The sequence below is a fragment of the Alistipes sp. An54 genome (genome assembly GCF_002159375.1).
Lineage (GTDB): Bacteria > Bacteroidota > Bacteroidia > Bacteroidales > Rikenellaceae > Alistipes > Alistipes megaguti.
Window position 1 is genome coordinate 25,046 of the sequence record NZ_NFIA01000013.1, and the last position, 16,050, is coordinate 41,095.

The following is a 16,050-nucleotide window of genomic DNA, read 5'->3' on the forward strand; positions in this document are numbered from 1 at the left end:
GCTCTCTCCCTCGAAAAATCCTGTAACGAATATCGGGAAATCTGTAACACCGCGGCGGAGAGGGTTGGTTACCTTTGCGGCGTAAAAACTACCGCTTCTCATGCAGGAGTATCTCATGCCGTTCGTGGCGCTGCTCAACGAAATGTCGCCCTATCTGCTGCTCGGCTTCCTGATTGCCGGGTTGCTGCACGCCTTCGTGCCCGGGCGGTTCTATGCCCGTTATCTGGCCCGCAACAACTTCCGCTCGGTGGCGCTGGCCGCCCTGTTCGGCGTGCCGCTGCCGTTGTGTTCGTGCGGGGTGATCCCCACGGCCATGGCCATGCACCGCGAGGGGGCCTCGAAGGCCGCCACGGTCTCGTTCCTCATTGCGACGCCCCAGACCGGCGTCGACTCCATTCTGGCAACGGCCGGACTGCTCGGCCTGCCCTTTGCGCTGCTGCGTCCCGTGGCGGCCTTCACGACGGCGCTGGTCGGCGGTGCGCTGGTCGGTGCTGCCTGCCGCGACGAGGCTCCGTTGAGCTGCACCGCCTCCGCCGAAGCGCCGAAGCGGTTGTCGTTCCTCGGGCGCTGCCTCTCGGCGCTGCGTTACGGATTCGGCGAGATGATGCAGGACATCGGCCGCTGGCTCGTCATCGGGCTGCTGCTGGCCGGAGCCATTACGATCTTCGTGCCGGATGACCTCTTTGCCGTCTCGGCGCAGCACCCGCTGTGGGGCATGCTGCTCGTGCTGGCGCTCGCGATCCCGATGTATCTCTGCGCCACGGGTTCGGTGCCCATTGCGGCGGCGCTCATGCTCAAGGGTCTCTCGCCCGGTGCCGCGCTCGTGCTGCTGATGGCCGGACCGGCCACGAACATGGCCGCCATTCTGGTCATCGGAAAGGTCCTCGGACGCCGCACGCTGCTGCTCTATCTGGCGGCCATCATCGTCGGGGCCATCGGTTTCGGTTTGGCGATCGACACGCTGCTGCCTGCCGAGTGGTTTCAGCCCCTGCAGTCGACGATGATGGCCGGTCATTGTTCGCATGCCGCGGCCACTCCCTGGTGGCAGGTCGCATCGAGCATCCTCTTCGTCGTGCTGCTCGCCGCGGCTCTCTTCAAGCGCTATCGCAAAGCCAAAACCAATACGGATATGAAAAACACGTTCAAGATCAAAGGCATGATGTGCAACCACTGCAAGACCAACGTCGAACGGGGACTGTCGCAGGTCGAGGGTGTGACGTCGGTCGAGGTCGATCTGGCGGCTGGAACGGCTCACGTCGAGGGAACGTTCGACCCGAAGAAGATCATTGCGGCCATTGACCGGCTGGGTTACGAGTACGTCGGATAGGTGTTGCCGTTACGCGATGGTCGGCTGTGCCGGAGGGCAGGGCTGACGAACGAAAAGCGCCGGCTCCGGAGATCTCCGGGGCCGGCGCTCTGTTGGTCGGGGTGTCGGGATGTCGGGACGTCGGGGTGTCGGGATGTCGGGACGTCGGGGTGTCGGGTGGCGGGACGTCGGGGGCGGCGGGTCAGCGGACGATGATCTCGTCGGTGAAGAGCCAGCCGCCCGGACGGTCGTTGCGCCAGGCGCGGTAGCGGACATAACGCCCCCGGGCCTCGCCCTGCCAGCCGAAGGCACGGTATTCGGGGCGTTCGGCCTCTTCGGGGTAGTCGTTCGTCAGGGTGGCCAGCGTGCGGAATTCGCGGCCGTCGTCCGAAACCGCAATCTCAACCCGCATCGGAAGCCATACCCACGCCGAAAACCACTGGATGAAGTCCGCCGTGATCTCGTGCAGAGGCTTCGTCGTGCCAAGATCAATCGTCACGTCAATATCATCGAGAAATCCCTGCCAGCGCGTACCGTAACTCCATGAACCGCGCAGACCGTCGGTCAGTGCCGTCTCTCCGCCGGCCGCATACTGATCCCGCCATCGTGTGGCGTAGTCGACCCGGCAGCCGCGGGCCAGATGATCCGTCTCGGTGAGCGATTCAGGGCGTTCGCCCGCTTCGTGTGCGAGGTCGAAGGCGTTATAGCCTGCCCGGCGGATCCGCTCGGTGAGGTCGAGCGCCCGGCGGTGAAAATCGTCGAAATTCTTCTGCCCGGGTTGGCTCCACGCTACCTCGGCCAGCGCGAAGAGGCGCGGGTAGAGCATGTATTCAGCCTGTTCGGGGGTCGGGATGTATTCGGTCCAGAGGTTGGCCTGCACGCCCCGGATCCATTCGCGGCCGGGCATCGCATCCGGCGCCGGATCGTACGCGTAGACCTTGCGCAGCGGCAGATAGCCCGAGAAGGCCTGCGGCTCGGTGGTGGGATTGTCCTGGTAGCCGTCGAAGTAGCAGTGCGACCCCGGGGTCATCACCACCTCGTGGCCCGCTGCGGCGGCTTTCCGTCCGCCCTCCTCGCCGCGCCACGACATGACCACCGCATCGGGTGCCAGTCCGCCGTCCAGAATCTCGTCCCAGCCGATCAATCGCCGGCCGTGTCCGGCCAGAAACCCGTTGATGCGGTGGACGGCGTAGTTCTGCAGTTCGTCGACCGATGCCAGCCCCTCACGGCGCATCCGTTCCCGGCATTTCGGACAACTCTTCCAGCCCTGCTTCGAGGCTTCGTCGCCTCCGATGTGGATCCACTCCGAGGGGAAAAGCTCCATGACCTCCGTGAGAACATGTTCCAAAAATTCGAATGTCGCCTCGTTGCCGATGCAGAAGTCGCCCGTCGCATAGGGTTTGCCCGTGCAGCTGAGTCCCGGATAGACCGCCAGCACCTCCTCCGAGTGGGCGGGCATCTCGATCTCGGGAATCACGGTGATATGCAGCGAATCGGCCAGAGCCACCACCTCGCGGATGTCGGCTTTCGTGTAGTAGCCGCCCGAGGCTTCCGGATCGTCGCGCCGACAGTAGCGGTGGCCGCCGTCGCGCCATTGCTGCCACGTCGCGCCGCGACGCCAGGCTGCCACGTCGGTCAGCTGCGGGTAGCGGTCGATCTCGATCCGCCAGCCGGCTCCGTCCGTCAGATGCCAGTGGAAGCGGTTCAGCTTCAGGCGGGCCATCATCCGCAACTGTTTCTTGACGAACTCCTTGTCGAAAAAGTGTCGTGACACGTCGAGGTGCAGGCCCCGGTACGGAAAGCGCGGTGCATCGGTGATCCGCATGCAGGGAAGTTCCGCGCCGTAGTGATCATAGAGCTGCTGCAGCGTTTGCAGACCGTAGAAGAGGCCCGCTTCGCCCCGCGAGAGGATCTCCACACCGCGGCGCGTGATCTCGAGCCGGTAGCCCTCCTCCGATTCGGGCAGTGAGGCGTCGTCGCTGCAGGCCAGCCGCAGTTGCGGAAAACGGACCGGTTGTCCCTCCCGGCTCGGATCGGCAAGCGGAAGGCCGGTGGTCACGATCCAGGCGGCAAGGGCTTCCGAGTCGGGAGATTCGATCTCGACATGGAGCGGGCGTTCGAGATTCAGCACGCCGCCGAGCGGTTCAGTCTCTTGCGGTTGCGGAATGATGCAGGTATCGAGCGGTGCCGTCTGTCGGCAGGAGAGGTTCAGCAGCAGGGGCAGCAGAAGCAGCCATCGTGCGGTTCGGTTCATCGGTCGGTCGTTTTAGTAGGGTAGTTACAGACAAAGATAGAAATTTTTGTCCGGTTGCCACCCACTCAGAAATAAAATTCCGACTGCAGCGCATGGATCGTCTCCTTGTCAAGACGAATCGCCCCCTCCCCTCGCAGGCCAGCCAGCCGAGTGCCGGCAGAAGCTCCTCGGCGGTGAGTGTCGTCCGGGCGGACAGCTCGGCGAGGGTGATGCAACCTGCGGTGCGCAATTCGCGGTCGATGCGACGGGCTTTTTCCGCAAGCGGGCGATTGTGCTCTTCCATGGTTTACCGGTATGGGAGATTATATTGGCGGTAAAGTTGTCGGATGATGCCGTCGGCCAGTCCCTGTCGCGGAACATCGATCGTCCCGATCCGGCAGAGGCGTGTCACGTCGGTGAAGATCCCAAGAGCCGGAACAATCACCTCCGCCCGGCTCTGATTCAGGTAGAACTGCTCCATGCGCTGCACGACATTCAGACTCCGCAGCCGCTCATAGAGAGCCGTGAGCTCCTTGGCGCGGATCGCTTCCCGGGACCGCTTTTCGAGCAGCTTGTGCACCTTGTTGATGTTGCCGCCCGAACCGATGATGACCGTCGGACGGTAGGCCTCGGCCATTCGGACCAGCCACTCCTCGAACCGTTTCCATTCGGCCGGGTCGGTCGCCCCGCTCAGGATGCGGACCGTCCCGAGGCGGAACGATTCGGCCGCCTGTTTCCGCCCCAGGGCGTAGACGACGATCTCGGTGCTGCCGCCGCCCACGTCGACATAAAGGTAGCTTTTCGTCGGATCGAGACGCTCCTTGAGTCCCCCGGCCGCAAAGATCGTCTCGGCCTCCTCTTCGCCGCTGATCGTCTCGACCGTGATGCCGCTGCGAAGCCGCACGCGTTCGAGAATGTCGCGGCTGTTGGCCGCCTCGCGCATGGCACTGGTGGCGCAGGCGCGGTAGTCGCGCACGCCGTAGGCCCGGAGCAGCGCCGCAAATCCCTGCATGGCGTCGCACAGCGCCTCGGCACGGTCGTTGCCGATATGCCCCCGCAGGAAGACGTCGTCGCCCAGACGGACGGGAACCCGCACGAAGGCAGCCTTCTTGTACTCCGTACGCTGATCCTCGTATTGTTCCACATAGTCGATCAGCAGCCGGATGGCGTTCGAGCCGATATCGATGGCTCCGAAAGTCTCTCGATTCATCATTTTTCCTGTTCCTTGTAAAAGTCGTAGAGGGCGGTCTGGCTGCGGAGGCGTTCGGCTCCGGGAGCCGCTTCAATATGGGGGTTATGCTCCTGGTCGGCCAGGTCGCGGGCCTTGACGTTGTCGGCCCACTGCAGGTCGAAGACCCGGTGGAGACATTGCAGAATCTGCCGGTCGAGGATCGGTGTGCAGACCTCGACCCGCCGGTCGAGGTTGCGCGACATCCAGTCGGCCGATCCGATGTAGGCCACCTCGTCGCCGCCGTTGGCGAAGAGGTAGAGCCGGGCGTGTTCGAGGTACTTGTCCACGATGCTGATGGCCCGGATGCGGTCGCTCATCCCCTGGACCGCAGGCTGCAGGCAGCAGGCCCCGCGCACGATCAGCCGGATCTCCACGCCGGCTCGCCCGGCCTCGTAGAGGCGTTCGATGATCCGCTCGTCGGTCAGCGAGTTGCACTTGGCCCGGATGTAGGCCGGACGGCCCTTGCGGGCATTGCGGATCTCGCGGTCGATGAGTTCGGTGAAGGCGTCGCGCATGTAGTAGGGCGAGACCAGCAGGTGCTTGTAGCGGTAGCGCTTGTGGCTGTTCATCAGAAAGCCGAAGACGTTGCGCACATCCTCGACAATGCCCCGATGGGCCGTCAGCAGACCGTAGTCGCTGTAGATGCGCGCCGTATCCTCGTTGAAGTTCCCGGTGCCGATGTAGGCGTAGCCGCGCAGGCCCGATCCTTCGTGACGCTCGATGAGCACGATCTTGCTGTGCACCTTCAGATCCTCGATCGTATGCAGGATGCGCACCCCTTCGCGTTGGAGCAGATCGGTGTGTTCGATGTTCTGCTCCTCGTCGAAGCGCGCCTTCAACTCGACGAGCACGGCCACCTGTTTGCCGTTCCGGGCGGCGTTGACCAGGGCGTTGATCACCTTCGAGTGTTCGGCCGTGCGGTAGAGCGTGATGAAGATGCTCTCGACGCGCGGATCAATCGCCGCCTCGCGCAGAAAGTCGATGAAGTGCTGGAACGGGTGGTAGGGGTAGTTGAGAAAGAGGTCGCGGCGCCGCACCACCTTCAGAATGCTCTGGAAGGGGTGAATGTCGCGATGGTGCAGCGGCTCGGGATTGGCCGTGAGCAGCTCGGGACGCACCCGCGGAAACTTCATCAGATCCTTCATCAGGTGGTAGCGTTCGCCCGGAGCCAGCATTTCGGGTTTAAGTTTCAGCTTGCCGACCAGTACGTCGAGCAGATCCTGCGGCATTTGACGGTCGTAGATCAGGCGGATCGGAGAGCCGTAGCGACGCTCCTCGACCCCTTCGGCAATGCGTTCGAAGAGACTCTTCGAGACGTCGTCGTCGATCGTCAGTTCGGCGTCTCGCATGATCTTGAACGTATGGGCCGAGATCCGGTCGTAGGTGAACATGAAGAAGATGTCGTCGATCATCAGGCGGATCACGTCGTCGAGAAAGATCACGTCGCTGTACCCCTCCTCGGAGGGGAGCACGACGAAACGCGGACAGGCCGAGCTGACCGGAATGCAGACGACGGCATAGCGGGTCGAACGCTCCTCGTCGCAGGTCATCTTCACGCCCAGATAGGCGTTTCCGTCGGGAAGGAAGGGAATCTTGACCGATTTGCGCAGGATGAGGGGCACGAGACGCGGCGAGACCACCGTGGCGAAGTAGTCGCGGCAGAAACGCTGCTGCGACTCGGAGAGGTGTTTTTCGTCGACGACGCGGATGCCGCACGCCTCCATCCGGCGGAGAATGTCGCGATAGGTCGAGACGAAAAGCTCCTGCCCGCGGTCGGCCCGGCGGCTCACCGCCTCGAGCAGGGCGGCCGGGGTATATCCGCCAAGCAGCTGTCGGTTGCGTTGCTTGCGCGAACGCTTCAGCCGCATCAGGTTGGCGATGCGGACCCGGAAAAATTCATCCTGGTTGTTGGAATAGATGCCCAGGAACTGCAGGCGCGAGAGCAGCGGAACGCTCGGGTCCTGCGCCTCCTGCAGAACCCGTTCGTTGAACGAGAGCCAGCTCAACTCGCGGTTGTTGAACGAATAGTCCATATCGGGATTTTACGATCGGGTCAGAAGTTGCAGAAAATGCCCTTCGGCCGAGTCGACCCAGCGGCGGAACCCCGGATCGGGTTGGGGCCGGCAGGCGAGAAAGGCGTTGAATCGGTCCAGGTCGAAACGATCGGCCGTAATGCCGGCCCCCGAGGCGGCCGCATCGGCGGCATTGATCCGCTGTTCGATGTGGGCCGGGATGAGCATCATCGGCTTGCCGTGGTACATCGCCTCGCAGACCGATTCGAATCCGGCCGTGGTGACGTAGCCCCGGCAGCTGCGCATCATGTCGAGAAAAAGCCGGTCGTCGAGTCGGTGAAGAACCAGACGCCCCTCGGCGTACCACGTCTCGGGCGAGAGCGGATGGTCCCAGAAGACGTGGACGGAACATTGGGGATGGTTGCCGCACCAGCTGCGCAGATCGCGTGCAAAGCCGTTGTTGACCATGTATCCGAGGATGAAATCCCCGTTCGATGAAACGCCGCTGAGGGCTTCGCGGCGCAGCAGCGGGGGTACGACACGGATGTGGTGGCGAGTGTCGGCCTCGTCGGGCCGGAACGAGAGGGCCAGCAGTTCCGAACATCCGCAGGCAGTCAGTCGGGCATGAAGCCGCAGCAACCGCCCCTGGATGCCGGTGTGACGGGCGAAGGGATAGCGCGAGTGGTTGAGCAGAAACTGGTGGGCGATGCCCGTCATCGGAATGTGGATCCCGAAGCGGCGGACGGTCAGGCTGGTGAGCAGTTCGTAGAAGTTCACGATCCGGTCGGGGCGCAGTTCGCGGATGCGGTCGCGGATCAGGTGCATGCTGCGGTCAAAGGCCCTGGCGCGGCGCGGCGAGAGGTTGCACAGCAGCGTGCGCAGCAGGCTGACGCTGCGGTTCGAGCGGTCGAAGGCAAACTGCGGAGCCTCGAATTCGGTGATCGGAAGGCCGATTTTCCGGACAAAGAACTCCGGCAGACGCCGCTCGGGGCTGCGCCCGACCAGCACCCCGACGATCTCGTGACCGTGGCGGCGCAGCATCGAGGCCAGCGACAGCGCCTGGGTCAGGTGGCCGCGCCCCTCCCCCTGAATGACAAAGAGATAACGCATTACCGTTCGGGTTTGTCCTCTTCGTAGCGGAGGATCCGCCACGTGCCGTCGTAGTCTTCGGCCAGAGCTGTCAGCGACTCGACCCAGTCGCCCGAATTGAGGTAGAGCATCTCGCCGATCATCCGCTGGTCGGCCTGGTGGATGTGTCCGCAGATGACGCCGTCGCACCCCTTCTGCCGGGCCACACGGACCAGATGCTGTTCGAAGTCGCTGATGTACGAAACCGACGCCTTGACCTTCTGTTTGATCCGCTGCGAGACGGAGTAGTAGGGCAGGCCGCGCCGCTGGCGGCGGCGGTTGTAGAGCCGGTTGACCCACATGAGCAGCGAGTAGCCCACGTCGCCCGCCTTGGCCAGCCACCGCATCGAGGAGGTCACGTGGTCGAAGACATCGCCGTGAAGCACGTAGTAACGTTTCCCGCAACTCGTGTAGGTGTAATCCTTCTGAATGGAGATGTTGGCGAACTGAAGCGGCAGGATGCGGTCGAGAAAGTCGTCGTGGTTGCCCCGCAGATAGATGATGCGGGTGTCGTGCTGAAGGTCGAGCAGGCGGCTGATGAAGTTCGTATGGCGGCGTTTCCACTTTTCGCGCCGTCCGCGCAGAAGCTCCCAGCCGTCGATGATGTCGCCGCAGAGGATCAGCGTGTCGCAGGTATGGTACTTCAGAAAACGGTTGGCCTCCTTGGCTTTCGACCATTTCGACCCGAGGTGGACATCGGACATTACGATGGTCTTGAAGTGTTTGGTTTCGGACATCTCACTATTCCTGTTGACACGACAAAGGAATGCGAACGTTTTTTCGCCCGTGCGACATGAATGTGACATTGTTGTGACAAACCGGTGGGGTGGAATCTTCGGTGCGGAGTTCCGGCCGGGCCGTGCAGCCTCCGGGGCCGGGCCGGTGTTGTCAGGGTCATTGCTTCGCACGGGAAACCGATTTTGCTGCGCGGATCAGCAGCCGCCAGGACCATTTGGCGAATATTTCGACACTCTTGATGGCAAATCGGGGATTGTTTCCCGCCGGAAAAGCGGATCTTTGTGGCCGAATCAAACAATTTCGACGCATGAACAACAAACAGGAAACACCAACGCCCGCTCCACGCCGCGGCAATCCTTTTCCGGCAATTTTGTGGGGCGTTTTGATCGTGTTGTTTCTCAACGCATTCGTTTTTCCGCTTTTCAGCCCGGGGCGGATCACCACGACCGATTACGGCACCTTTGTCGAGCAGGTCAATGCCGGCAAGGTCTGCGAGGTGATGATCAAGAGCGGCCAGATCTACTTTACGGCCCGGACCGACGAGGGCAAAACCGCAACGTTCCGCACCGGAGCCGTCGAAGATCCCGAACTGGTTGACCGGCTGCTGACGGCCTCCAGCCCGAACGACAGCGGCAAGATCTCCTTCACGGAGGTTGTCCCCGAGGAGAATTCGCCGATTCTCAACTTTATTCTGATGTGGATCCTTCCGGGACTGATCTTCTTCATGCTCTGGAAACAGGCCAGCCGGAGCATTCAGGCCCGCATGGGAGCCGGCGGGAATTTCCTTTCGTTCGGCAACAGCGGAGCCCGGATCTACGCCGATTCGGACGTGAAGACCACGTTTGCCGACGTGGCCGGTCAGGACGAGGCCAAGGAGGCGCTGACCGAGATCGTCGACTTCCTGCACAATCCGAAGAAATACGCCGAAATCGGTGCCACGCTGCCGAAGGGCGCCCTGCTGGTCGGTCCTCCGGGAACCGGCAAGACGCTCATTGCACGTGCCGTGGCCGGTGAAGCCAAAGTGCCGTTCTTTGCCCTTTCGGGGTCGGAGTTCGTGCAGATGTTCGTCGGCATGGGTGCGGCCAAGGTCCGCGACCTCTTCAAGCAGGCCTCGGAAAAGGCTCCGTGCATCATCTTCATCGACGAGATCGACGCCATCGGCAAGCGCCGCGACTCGACGTTCGGCGGCAACGACGAACGCGAACAGACCCTCAACCAGTTGCTGACCGAGATGGACGGCTTCGACGGCCGCAAGGGCGTCGTGATTCTGGCCGCCACGAACCGTCCCGAGAGCCTCGATCGGGCGTTGCTGCGTCCGGGACGTTTCGACCGCCGCATCCAGATGGAGCTGCCCGATCTCGAGGGGCGCAAGGCCATTTTGGAGGTGCATCTGGCCAAGGTGAAACACGACGAGGTCGATCTTTCGATCGTGGCGCAGGCCACGGCCGGATCGTCGGGGGCCGAACTGGCCAATATCGTCAACGAGGCGGCGCTGCGGGCCGTGCGGCAGGGGCGCCGCTCGGTGACGACGTCCGATCTCGAGGAGAGTGTCGAGACGGTGCTGGCCGGGGCGCAGAAGAAGCATTCGGTGCTCACCGCCGAGGAGAAGCACATCGTTGCCTGCCACGAGATCGGCCATGCGCTGGTGGCTGCCCTGCAGACCGACTCGGCGCCGGTCCACAAGATCACGATCATTCCGCGAACGTCGGGAGCCCTTGGCTATACGATGCAGGTCGACGAGGGCGAACAGGTGCTGCTGAGCCGCGAAAACCTCTTCAACCGCATTGCAACGCTGACGGGCGGACGTTCGGCCGAGGAGCTGGTCTTCGGAAGCATCACCACCGGGGCCTCGAACGACATCGAGCAGGCCACGCGGCTGGCCCGCGCCATGGTCACCCGCTTCGGCATGAGCGACAAGTACGACATGATGGGGCTCGAGACGGTCAACAACGCCTATCTGGGGGGCGACAATTCGCTGACCTGCTCCTCGGAGACGGCCGCCGATATCGACCGTGAGGTGTTGCGCATCGTGAAGGAGGCCCACGGGAAGGCTCGGGAGATCCTCTCGTCGCACCGTGCGATCCTCGACGAGGCGGCCGACTATCTCATGCAGCGCGAGACGATCACCGGCGAGGAGTTCATGCGCATCGTCCGCAAACACACCGCTGCGGCCTGATCCGCGCCGACGACTCCGTCTTTCGATCCCGAAACCGCCCGCCCGGTTTCGGGATCTTGCTTTTCCGCCGGGGATTTTGTAATTTGCGGCGGCAAATCATTCTGAACATATATGGCTGACAACTACCTGGGACGGAAGATGGAGGAGTATCGGGCGCGGGCCGAGGCTCCCGTACACCGGCCCGCCGTGACACTTACCAGACTCTTGCTCCGCAATCGCAGTTACCGGGGGTATGATCCCCGTTTTGTGGTCCGGGAGGACCAGTTGCGGACCCTGATCGAGGTCAATACCCGCATTCCGTCGGCCCGCAACCAGCAGGTGCTGCGCTTCCGGCCGGTCCTTGCCGACGAGGCGCCGCAGCTGCTGCCGCTGATCCGCCTCGGGGCGGCGCTCCCCGAACTGCACCTTCCGCTGCCCGGCACCGAACCCAACGCCTTCATCGTCATCTGTTCGACGCTCCCCGAAGATCGCTATGTGGATATCGACCTCGGCATCTCGGCGCAGAGCATGCTGCTGCGGGCTGCCGAGATCGGGCTGAACGGCATCTGCATCGGGGCTTTCAACCCCGCGCGGGTGCGGGAGACGCTCGGCCTGCCTCTCGACCCGCTGCTGATTCTGGCCATCGGCCGGGGTGCCGAACGGATCGAACTGACCGAGATCGCAGCCGGCGAAAGCCATGCCTATTACCGGCGCGAGGGGGTGCACTACGTGCCGAAGGTCCGTCTCGACGATCTGCTGATCGGCCGCTGATCAGCCTTTCGGTTCCAACTCCGGCTCCCTCCGTGTCGCTCTCTTCCCTCCGGGATTGGCGAACCTGCTGAATTCCCTTCTTTTTTTGGTGCAATATCGGACGCGAATGGTTATCTTTGTGCGCAGATAAATGAGGTATTCATGTTAGCCTGCACGTATGTTGAAAAGGGGCGTTTCGAGCTGCTCGACAAGCCGATGCCCCGTTTGCTGGATCCGCACGATGCGCTGGTCCGCGTGACGCTCGGCAGCATCTGCACGAGCGACCTGCATATCAAACACGGGAGTGTGCCGCGGGCCGTTCCGGGCATCACCGTCGGACACGAGATGGTCGGCGTGGTGGAGGCCGTCGGGGCCGGTGTGACCACGGTCCGTCCGGGGGATCGGGTGGCGGTCAACGTCGAGACCTTCTGCGGCGAGTGCTTCTTTTGCCGCCACGGCTACGTGAACAACTGCTCCGATCCCGACGGCGGCTGGGCTCTCGGCTGCCGGATCGACGGCGGTCAGGCCGAATACGTGCGGGTGCCCCATGCCGATCAGGGTTTGACCCCGATTCCCGCCTCCGTGAGTGATTCGCAGGCGCTGTTCGTCGGGGACATCCTGGCTACGGGCTTCTGGGCGGCGCGCATCTCGGAGATCACTCCCGAAGATACGGTCCTGATCCTCGGAGCCGGCCCGACGGGGCTCTGTACGCTGCTTTGCGTGCGGCTTCGGCAGCCCAGGCGGGTGATCGTCTGCGAACGGGATCCCGAGCGGCAGCAATTCGTCCGCGACCATTATCCCGAGGTGCTGGTGACAGGTCCGGCCGAATGCCGCGACTTTGTCCTCCGTCACAGCGACCACGGCGGAGCCGACCGTGTGCTGGAGGTGGCCGGCGGTGAGGATACCTTCCGTCTGGCGTGGGAGTGTGCACGTCCCAATGCGATCGTGACGGTCGTGGCGCTCTACGACCGGCCGCAGGTGCTTCCGCTACCCGAGATGTACGGCAAGAACCTCACCTTCAAGACCGGCGGCGTCGACGGGTGCGACTGTGCGGAGATCCTCCGGCTGATCGAGGCGGGCAAACTGGATACCACGCCGTTCATCACGCACCGTTACCCGTTAAGCCGGATCGACGAAGCCTATTACCTCTTCGAGCACCACGACGACGGGGTGATCAAGGTGGCCATCGAACCCGATTCCGATGAAGGCTCCCGGAGCGGAGGTCGGAAATGCTCCTTTTGATTCCGGAACCCGGCTTGACGTCCGCGGATGGTGAAAACGGAAAAGCCGGGAGGCAGATCGAAGGATCTGCCTCCCGGCTTGTTTTCCGGAAGAGTTTGCGGTTGTTCCGCCCGTCGGTTTATTTGATATCTTTCACGCAGCGGATCGAGGTGGCGTTGCTGGGCTGTGCGATGGTAACGTGATTGCCGGTGCAGTACCACGATACGCCCCAGTCGTAGAATTTGCCCAACTCTCCGAGTGAATAGGAGGTATTGACGAGCGAATACCGGTTGTTCCACCAGCTCTTATTCACATCCGACGTGATGTAGTTCGACATCAGACTGGCCTCACGGATATTCGGAGTACGGTATCCGTCGGGACAGGGCGAATCGCCGCGTTCGATCATATCTTTCAGGGCGTTGTAGCCGCCGCCGGTGAAGGTCACCAGCGGACCGGTTTCGAATGCGGAATAGACGCGGGCCGATTCCGAGTACTCGTCGCCGGGTTCCAGTTCGCGGGAGGTGTAGTAACGGGTCGATTTTTTGTTGACCCGCGACATGTCGAACTTGTAGACCGATGTGGAGTTATTGTTCTCCTCGACGGTTTGAAAGCGGATCGAGTATTCGGGCATGTGGTCGACGTCGTTCATGGCGGCCACGGCTTCGGACTCGCTGGCGGGGTCCATACCCAGGTTGCGGACACAGCGGACGGTGTATCGGCCTGGTTTTGCATTGTTGCCCGTGCTGTATTGCTGGTAGGCACTCGTCGAGAGTCCCTCCTCGGCCCAGAGCATGGTGGGGTAGTTGGCCAGATCGGAGCCACCCCAACGCGTACTGCTGATGATGTGGCGGCGCCAATAGATCGAACCGTTTTCGTCCCTGTCATTCTTTCCGTAACCGTTGTAGCGGTCGTAGAGTTTGGCGTTGTTCGAGAGGCCCTGATCGCCGACGTAGAGCGCCGTCAACTGCTGGATCGACGCCAGATACCATTTGATTTCCGAGGCCTCGATGACGCCGTCGCCGTCTTCGTCGCGGTTGCGCATCAGACAGGTATAGCGGGCTGTCGCAATATTGTCATCGTCCTTGAGGAAGAGTTGTTCATGGTCGTTCTCGCGGTCGTAATCGAGGTAATCGTTCCACTGCTTGTAGCTGAAGTTCCCGTTTCCGTCGGTCAGTTCCCAGAGTCGGACCGTGTTGTAGAGTCCGTTCGAGCGGGAGGTATTGCCGAAGTTCTTCTGGTTGTAGGACACGGTACCGTGGCGTTCGGTGCGGTTGTAGAACCAGAGGTGTCCTTCGGTTTCGTCGATTGTCTCGCCGCCCCAGGCCGTGCTGAGCTCCTCGTTCGTGGTGTCGAAGATCGACTGGATCGAGTGCTGACGGATGGTCACGACGCTGCCGGTCGTAGAACTGTCGCCGTCGGCGCTGAAATCCGTGTCGCAGAGGATGTGCATCGTACGGTTGGGCTGGTTGATGAACTCCTTCCAGAGCGTCGACCTTACCTCGCCCGAGATGGGGTCCTTGTCGTAGTAGTATTCGTCGACGAAGATCGTGGCGTAGATCCGGTAGCGGTTGTAGATGTCCGGACGGTCGGGGTATTGCCGCTTGAGTTCGGGATCTTCCTCCAGACGGAAGTCGTTCGGCCGGTTTTTATCGAAGAGGGTCTTCTGCTCGCGGATGTAGCTGCAGAATTCGATGACGTCCATCACCTCGTCGGGGTGGTAGCTCCGGTTGCGGTGGCTGTACTGCCCCGAGGGCTCGATCTCGTTGATGCGGAACGTCACCCACTTGTAGTCCAGACCGTTCGGGATCTCGGCGCCGTTGACTACCTCGGGCATGCCCTCGCGGCCGAACGGAGTCTTTACGTACCAGGTGACATCCTCCGAGGTGATCGACTCCTGGTCGAAGGCGAAGACACGCTGGCCGTAATGGGCGTCGAAGGTGTAGATCGACTCCTTGGCGATGTAGACGTGTCCCGTGGCGCCGGATTCATTCTCGACGTTGGTCGACACCTCGACCTGAATATTCTCCACGCCCTTGATGGTGACGGTATAGGTGTAGTGCGTGTTGCGCTTGACACCGAAGTCGCTCAGGTCGTTGGCAATGTCTCCCAGGTGGATGTAGTAGACAACCGAAGCGTTGAGTGTCTGAGTTTTGGCCTCCGAGCTGACGTCGACATCCATGACCACTTCGCCCTTGATGACCAGATAGGTGGCCGTCTCGGGGGCATACTCCCACAATCCGTTTGTCGTATCGTAGGCCCCTGCCTCATCCTTGATCCGTTTGTCGCGCAGATGGTATTCCGGAACGCTCTTTTTGGCTGCGGGCCGGTTTTCGTAGGCATAGAACGAGAACCCGTAGACGGGAGCCGTGACAGTCGTCTGCGTTCCGTTGCCGTTGACGTAGGAGAAACTCTCTTCGGTCTGGGTTTCGAAGTTGACCTCGGGGCTGTCGAAGAATCCGCTATCTGCGTCGTAGCCGCCCGCGTCCGTAACGGGATGTTCGACCAGGAACGAACCCTTGGGCAGGTTGACAACATGCCACGATTCGGGAGTGAACCCCTTGATCCGCTGAATGGTCTCCGTACCTCCGTCGTCGACGAGGGTTTCGTTGCCGACGGCGGGACGGATGCGGACTTCGATCTTCGAATCCATGCGGGTCAGCGGTATCTCGACGCTGCCGCCCGTTTGGGAGGTGATTCCGTTTTCGGTAATGGTGATGTTTTCGGCCAGACCCGTCATGGGAAACATGCCGTTGCGGGAGGTGATCTCCTGATTGAGCACGGCCGCCATGGCCTCGAGTTCGGCGCGCGTACGGATGAAGCTGAACTTATCGGCCGAGATGTTGAACATGTCGGTATCGAGGTTGGCCACCAGGTAGAAGGTACCGCCCGAGAGCTGGGGAATCTTCATGCGTATCGTACCGCGGGTCTGCTCGCCTTCATTCATGAGGTTGTCGACCATCCAGCAGTTGACGTTGGCCGCAACGACCTCAGAGCGGGTCGACCGTTTGTTGTCGTAGTCGAAGTAGTGGCCGTAGACGCGGTTCCCGTTGCGGTCGAAGAGGAAGACATAGAGGTTCGTGACGCGCGATTCGGCAATCAGCCCGAGCGTCGAGCGGGTGGTGACCTGAATTTTCTCGAAATCGGTATGCCCGAAGTCGAGCGTGGCCCAGACCTCGCCTTCGCCGACCGGCGAAGCGTCGAGTTCAGGCTCCTTGACGCAGCCTGCGGTCAGCAGACCGAGCGTCGACAGACAGAGTATTATGAATCGTTTCATAC

Annotated in this window: 10 protein-coding genes; 4 read left to right on the top strand and 6 right to left on the bottom strand. The window is 62.0% G+C overall.

The window, feature by feature from the left end; translation table 11 throughout:
* Positions 1-100 precede the first annotated feature (100 nt).
* On the top strand, positions 101-1,327 hold the full coding sequence (locus B5G09_RS11320; RefSeq protein ID WP_241147655.1) for a permease: 1,227 nt from the start codon (positions 101-103) through the stop codon (positions 1,325-1,327).
* A 181-nt stretch (positions 1,328-1,508) separates the two neighbouring features.
* Here the strand turns inward: B5G09_RS11320 and B5G09_RS11325 are convergent, their stop codons facing one another.
* The 5 genes from B5G09_RS11325 to B5G09_RS11345 all read right to left on the bottom strand — a co-directional run bounded on the left by B5G09_RS11325 (position 1,509) and on the right by B5G09_RS11345 (position 8,647).
* Positions 1,509-3,560 (bottom strand): family 20 glycosylhydrolase, encoded by a 2,052-nt coding sequence (locus B5G09_RS11325; RefSeq protein WP_087405236.1) that lies wholly within the window; start codon positions 3,558-3,560, stop codon positions 1,509-1,511.
* A 286-nt stretch (positions 3,561-3,846) separates the two neighbouring features.
* Positions 3,847-4,749 (bottom strand): hypothetical protein, encoded by a 903-nt coding sequence (locus B5G09_RS11330; RefSeq protein ID WP_087405237.1) that lies wholly within the window; start codon positions 4,747-4,749, stop codon positions 3,847-3,849.
* Positions 4,749-6,803 carry a polyphosphate kinase 1 gene (gene ppk1, locus B5G09_RS11335; protein ID WP_087405238.1) on the bottom strand — a complete coding sequence of 685 codons (2,055 nt, stop codon included), beginning with the start codon at positions 6,801-6,803 and terminating at the stop codon, positions 4,749-4,751. Before ppk1 ends, B5G09_RS11330 begins: the two co-directional genes overlap by 1 nt.
* Before the next feature lie 9 nt (positions 6,804-6,812).
* A complete protein-coding gene (locus B5G09_RS11340) occupies positions 6,813-7,892 on the bottom strand; it encodes a glycosyltransferase family protein (RefSeq protein WP_087405239.1) in 1,080 nt (359 codons plus the stop codon).
* On the bottom strand, positions 7,892-8,647 hold the full coding sequence (locus B5G09_RS11345; RefSeq protein WP_087311042.1) for a UDP-2,3-diacylglucosamine diphosphatase: 756 nt from the start codon (positions 8,645-8,647) through the stop codon (positions 7,892-7,894). Before B5G09_RS11345 ends, B5G09_RS11340 begins: the two co-directional genes overlap by 1 nt.
* 308 nt (positions 8,648-8,955) lie before the next feature.
* On the opposite strand from B5G09_RS11345, the gene ftsH reads away from it, so the two are divergent.
* From ftsH to B5G09_RS11360, 3 genes are all read left to right on the top strand, one after another.
* Positions 8,956-10,824, top strand: a complete 1,869-nt coding sequence (gene ftsH / locus B5G09_RS11350) for an ATP-dependent zinc metalloprotease FtsH (protein WP_087405240.1) — start codon at positions 8,956-8,958, stop codon at positions 10,822-10,824.
* Positions 10,825-10,935: 111 nt separating this feature from the next.
* Positions 10,936-11,574, top strand: a complete 639-nt coding sequence (locus B5G09_RS11355; RefSeq protein ID WP_087405241.1) for a nitroreductase family protein — start codon at positions 10,936-10,938, stop codon at positions 11,572-11,574.
* 141 nt (positions 11,575-11,715) lie between these two features.
* Positions 11,716-12,795 (top strand): alcohol dehydrogenase, encoded by a 1,080-nt coding sequence (locus B5G09_RS11360; protein ID WP_087405242.1) that lies wholly within the window; start codon positions 11,716-11,718, stop codon positions 12,793-12,795.
* A gap of 118 nt (positions 12,796-12,913) precedes the next feature.
* Here B5G09_RS11360 and B5G09_RS11365 read toward each other — a convergent pair whose 3' ends face one another.
* On the bottom strand, positions 12,914-16,048 hold the full coding sequence (locus B5G09_RS11365) for a DUF4906 domain-containing protein (protein ID WP_087405243.1): 3,135 nt from the start codon (positions 16,046-16,048) through the stop codon (positions 12,914-12,916).
* Between the last annotated feature and the right edge of the window lie 2 nt (positions 16,049-16,050).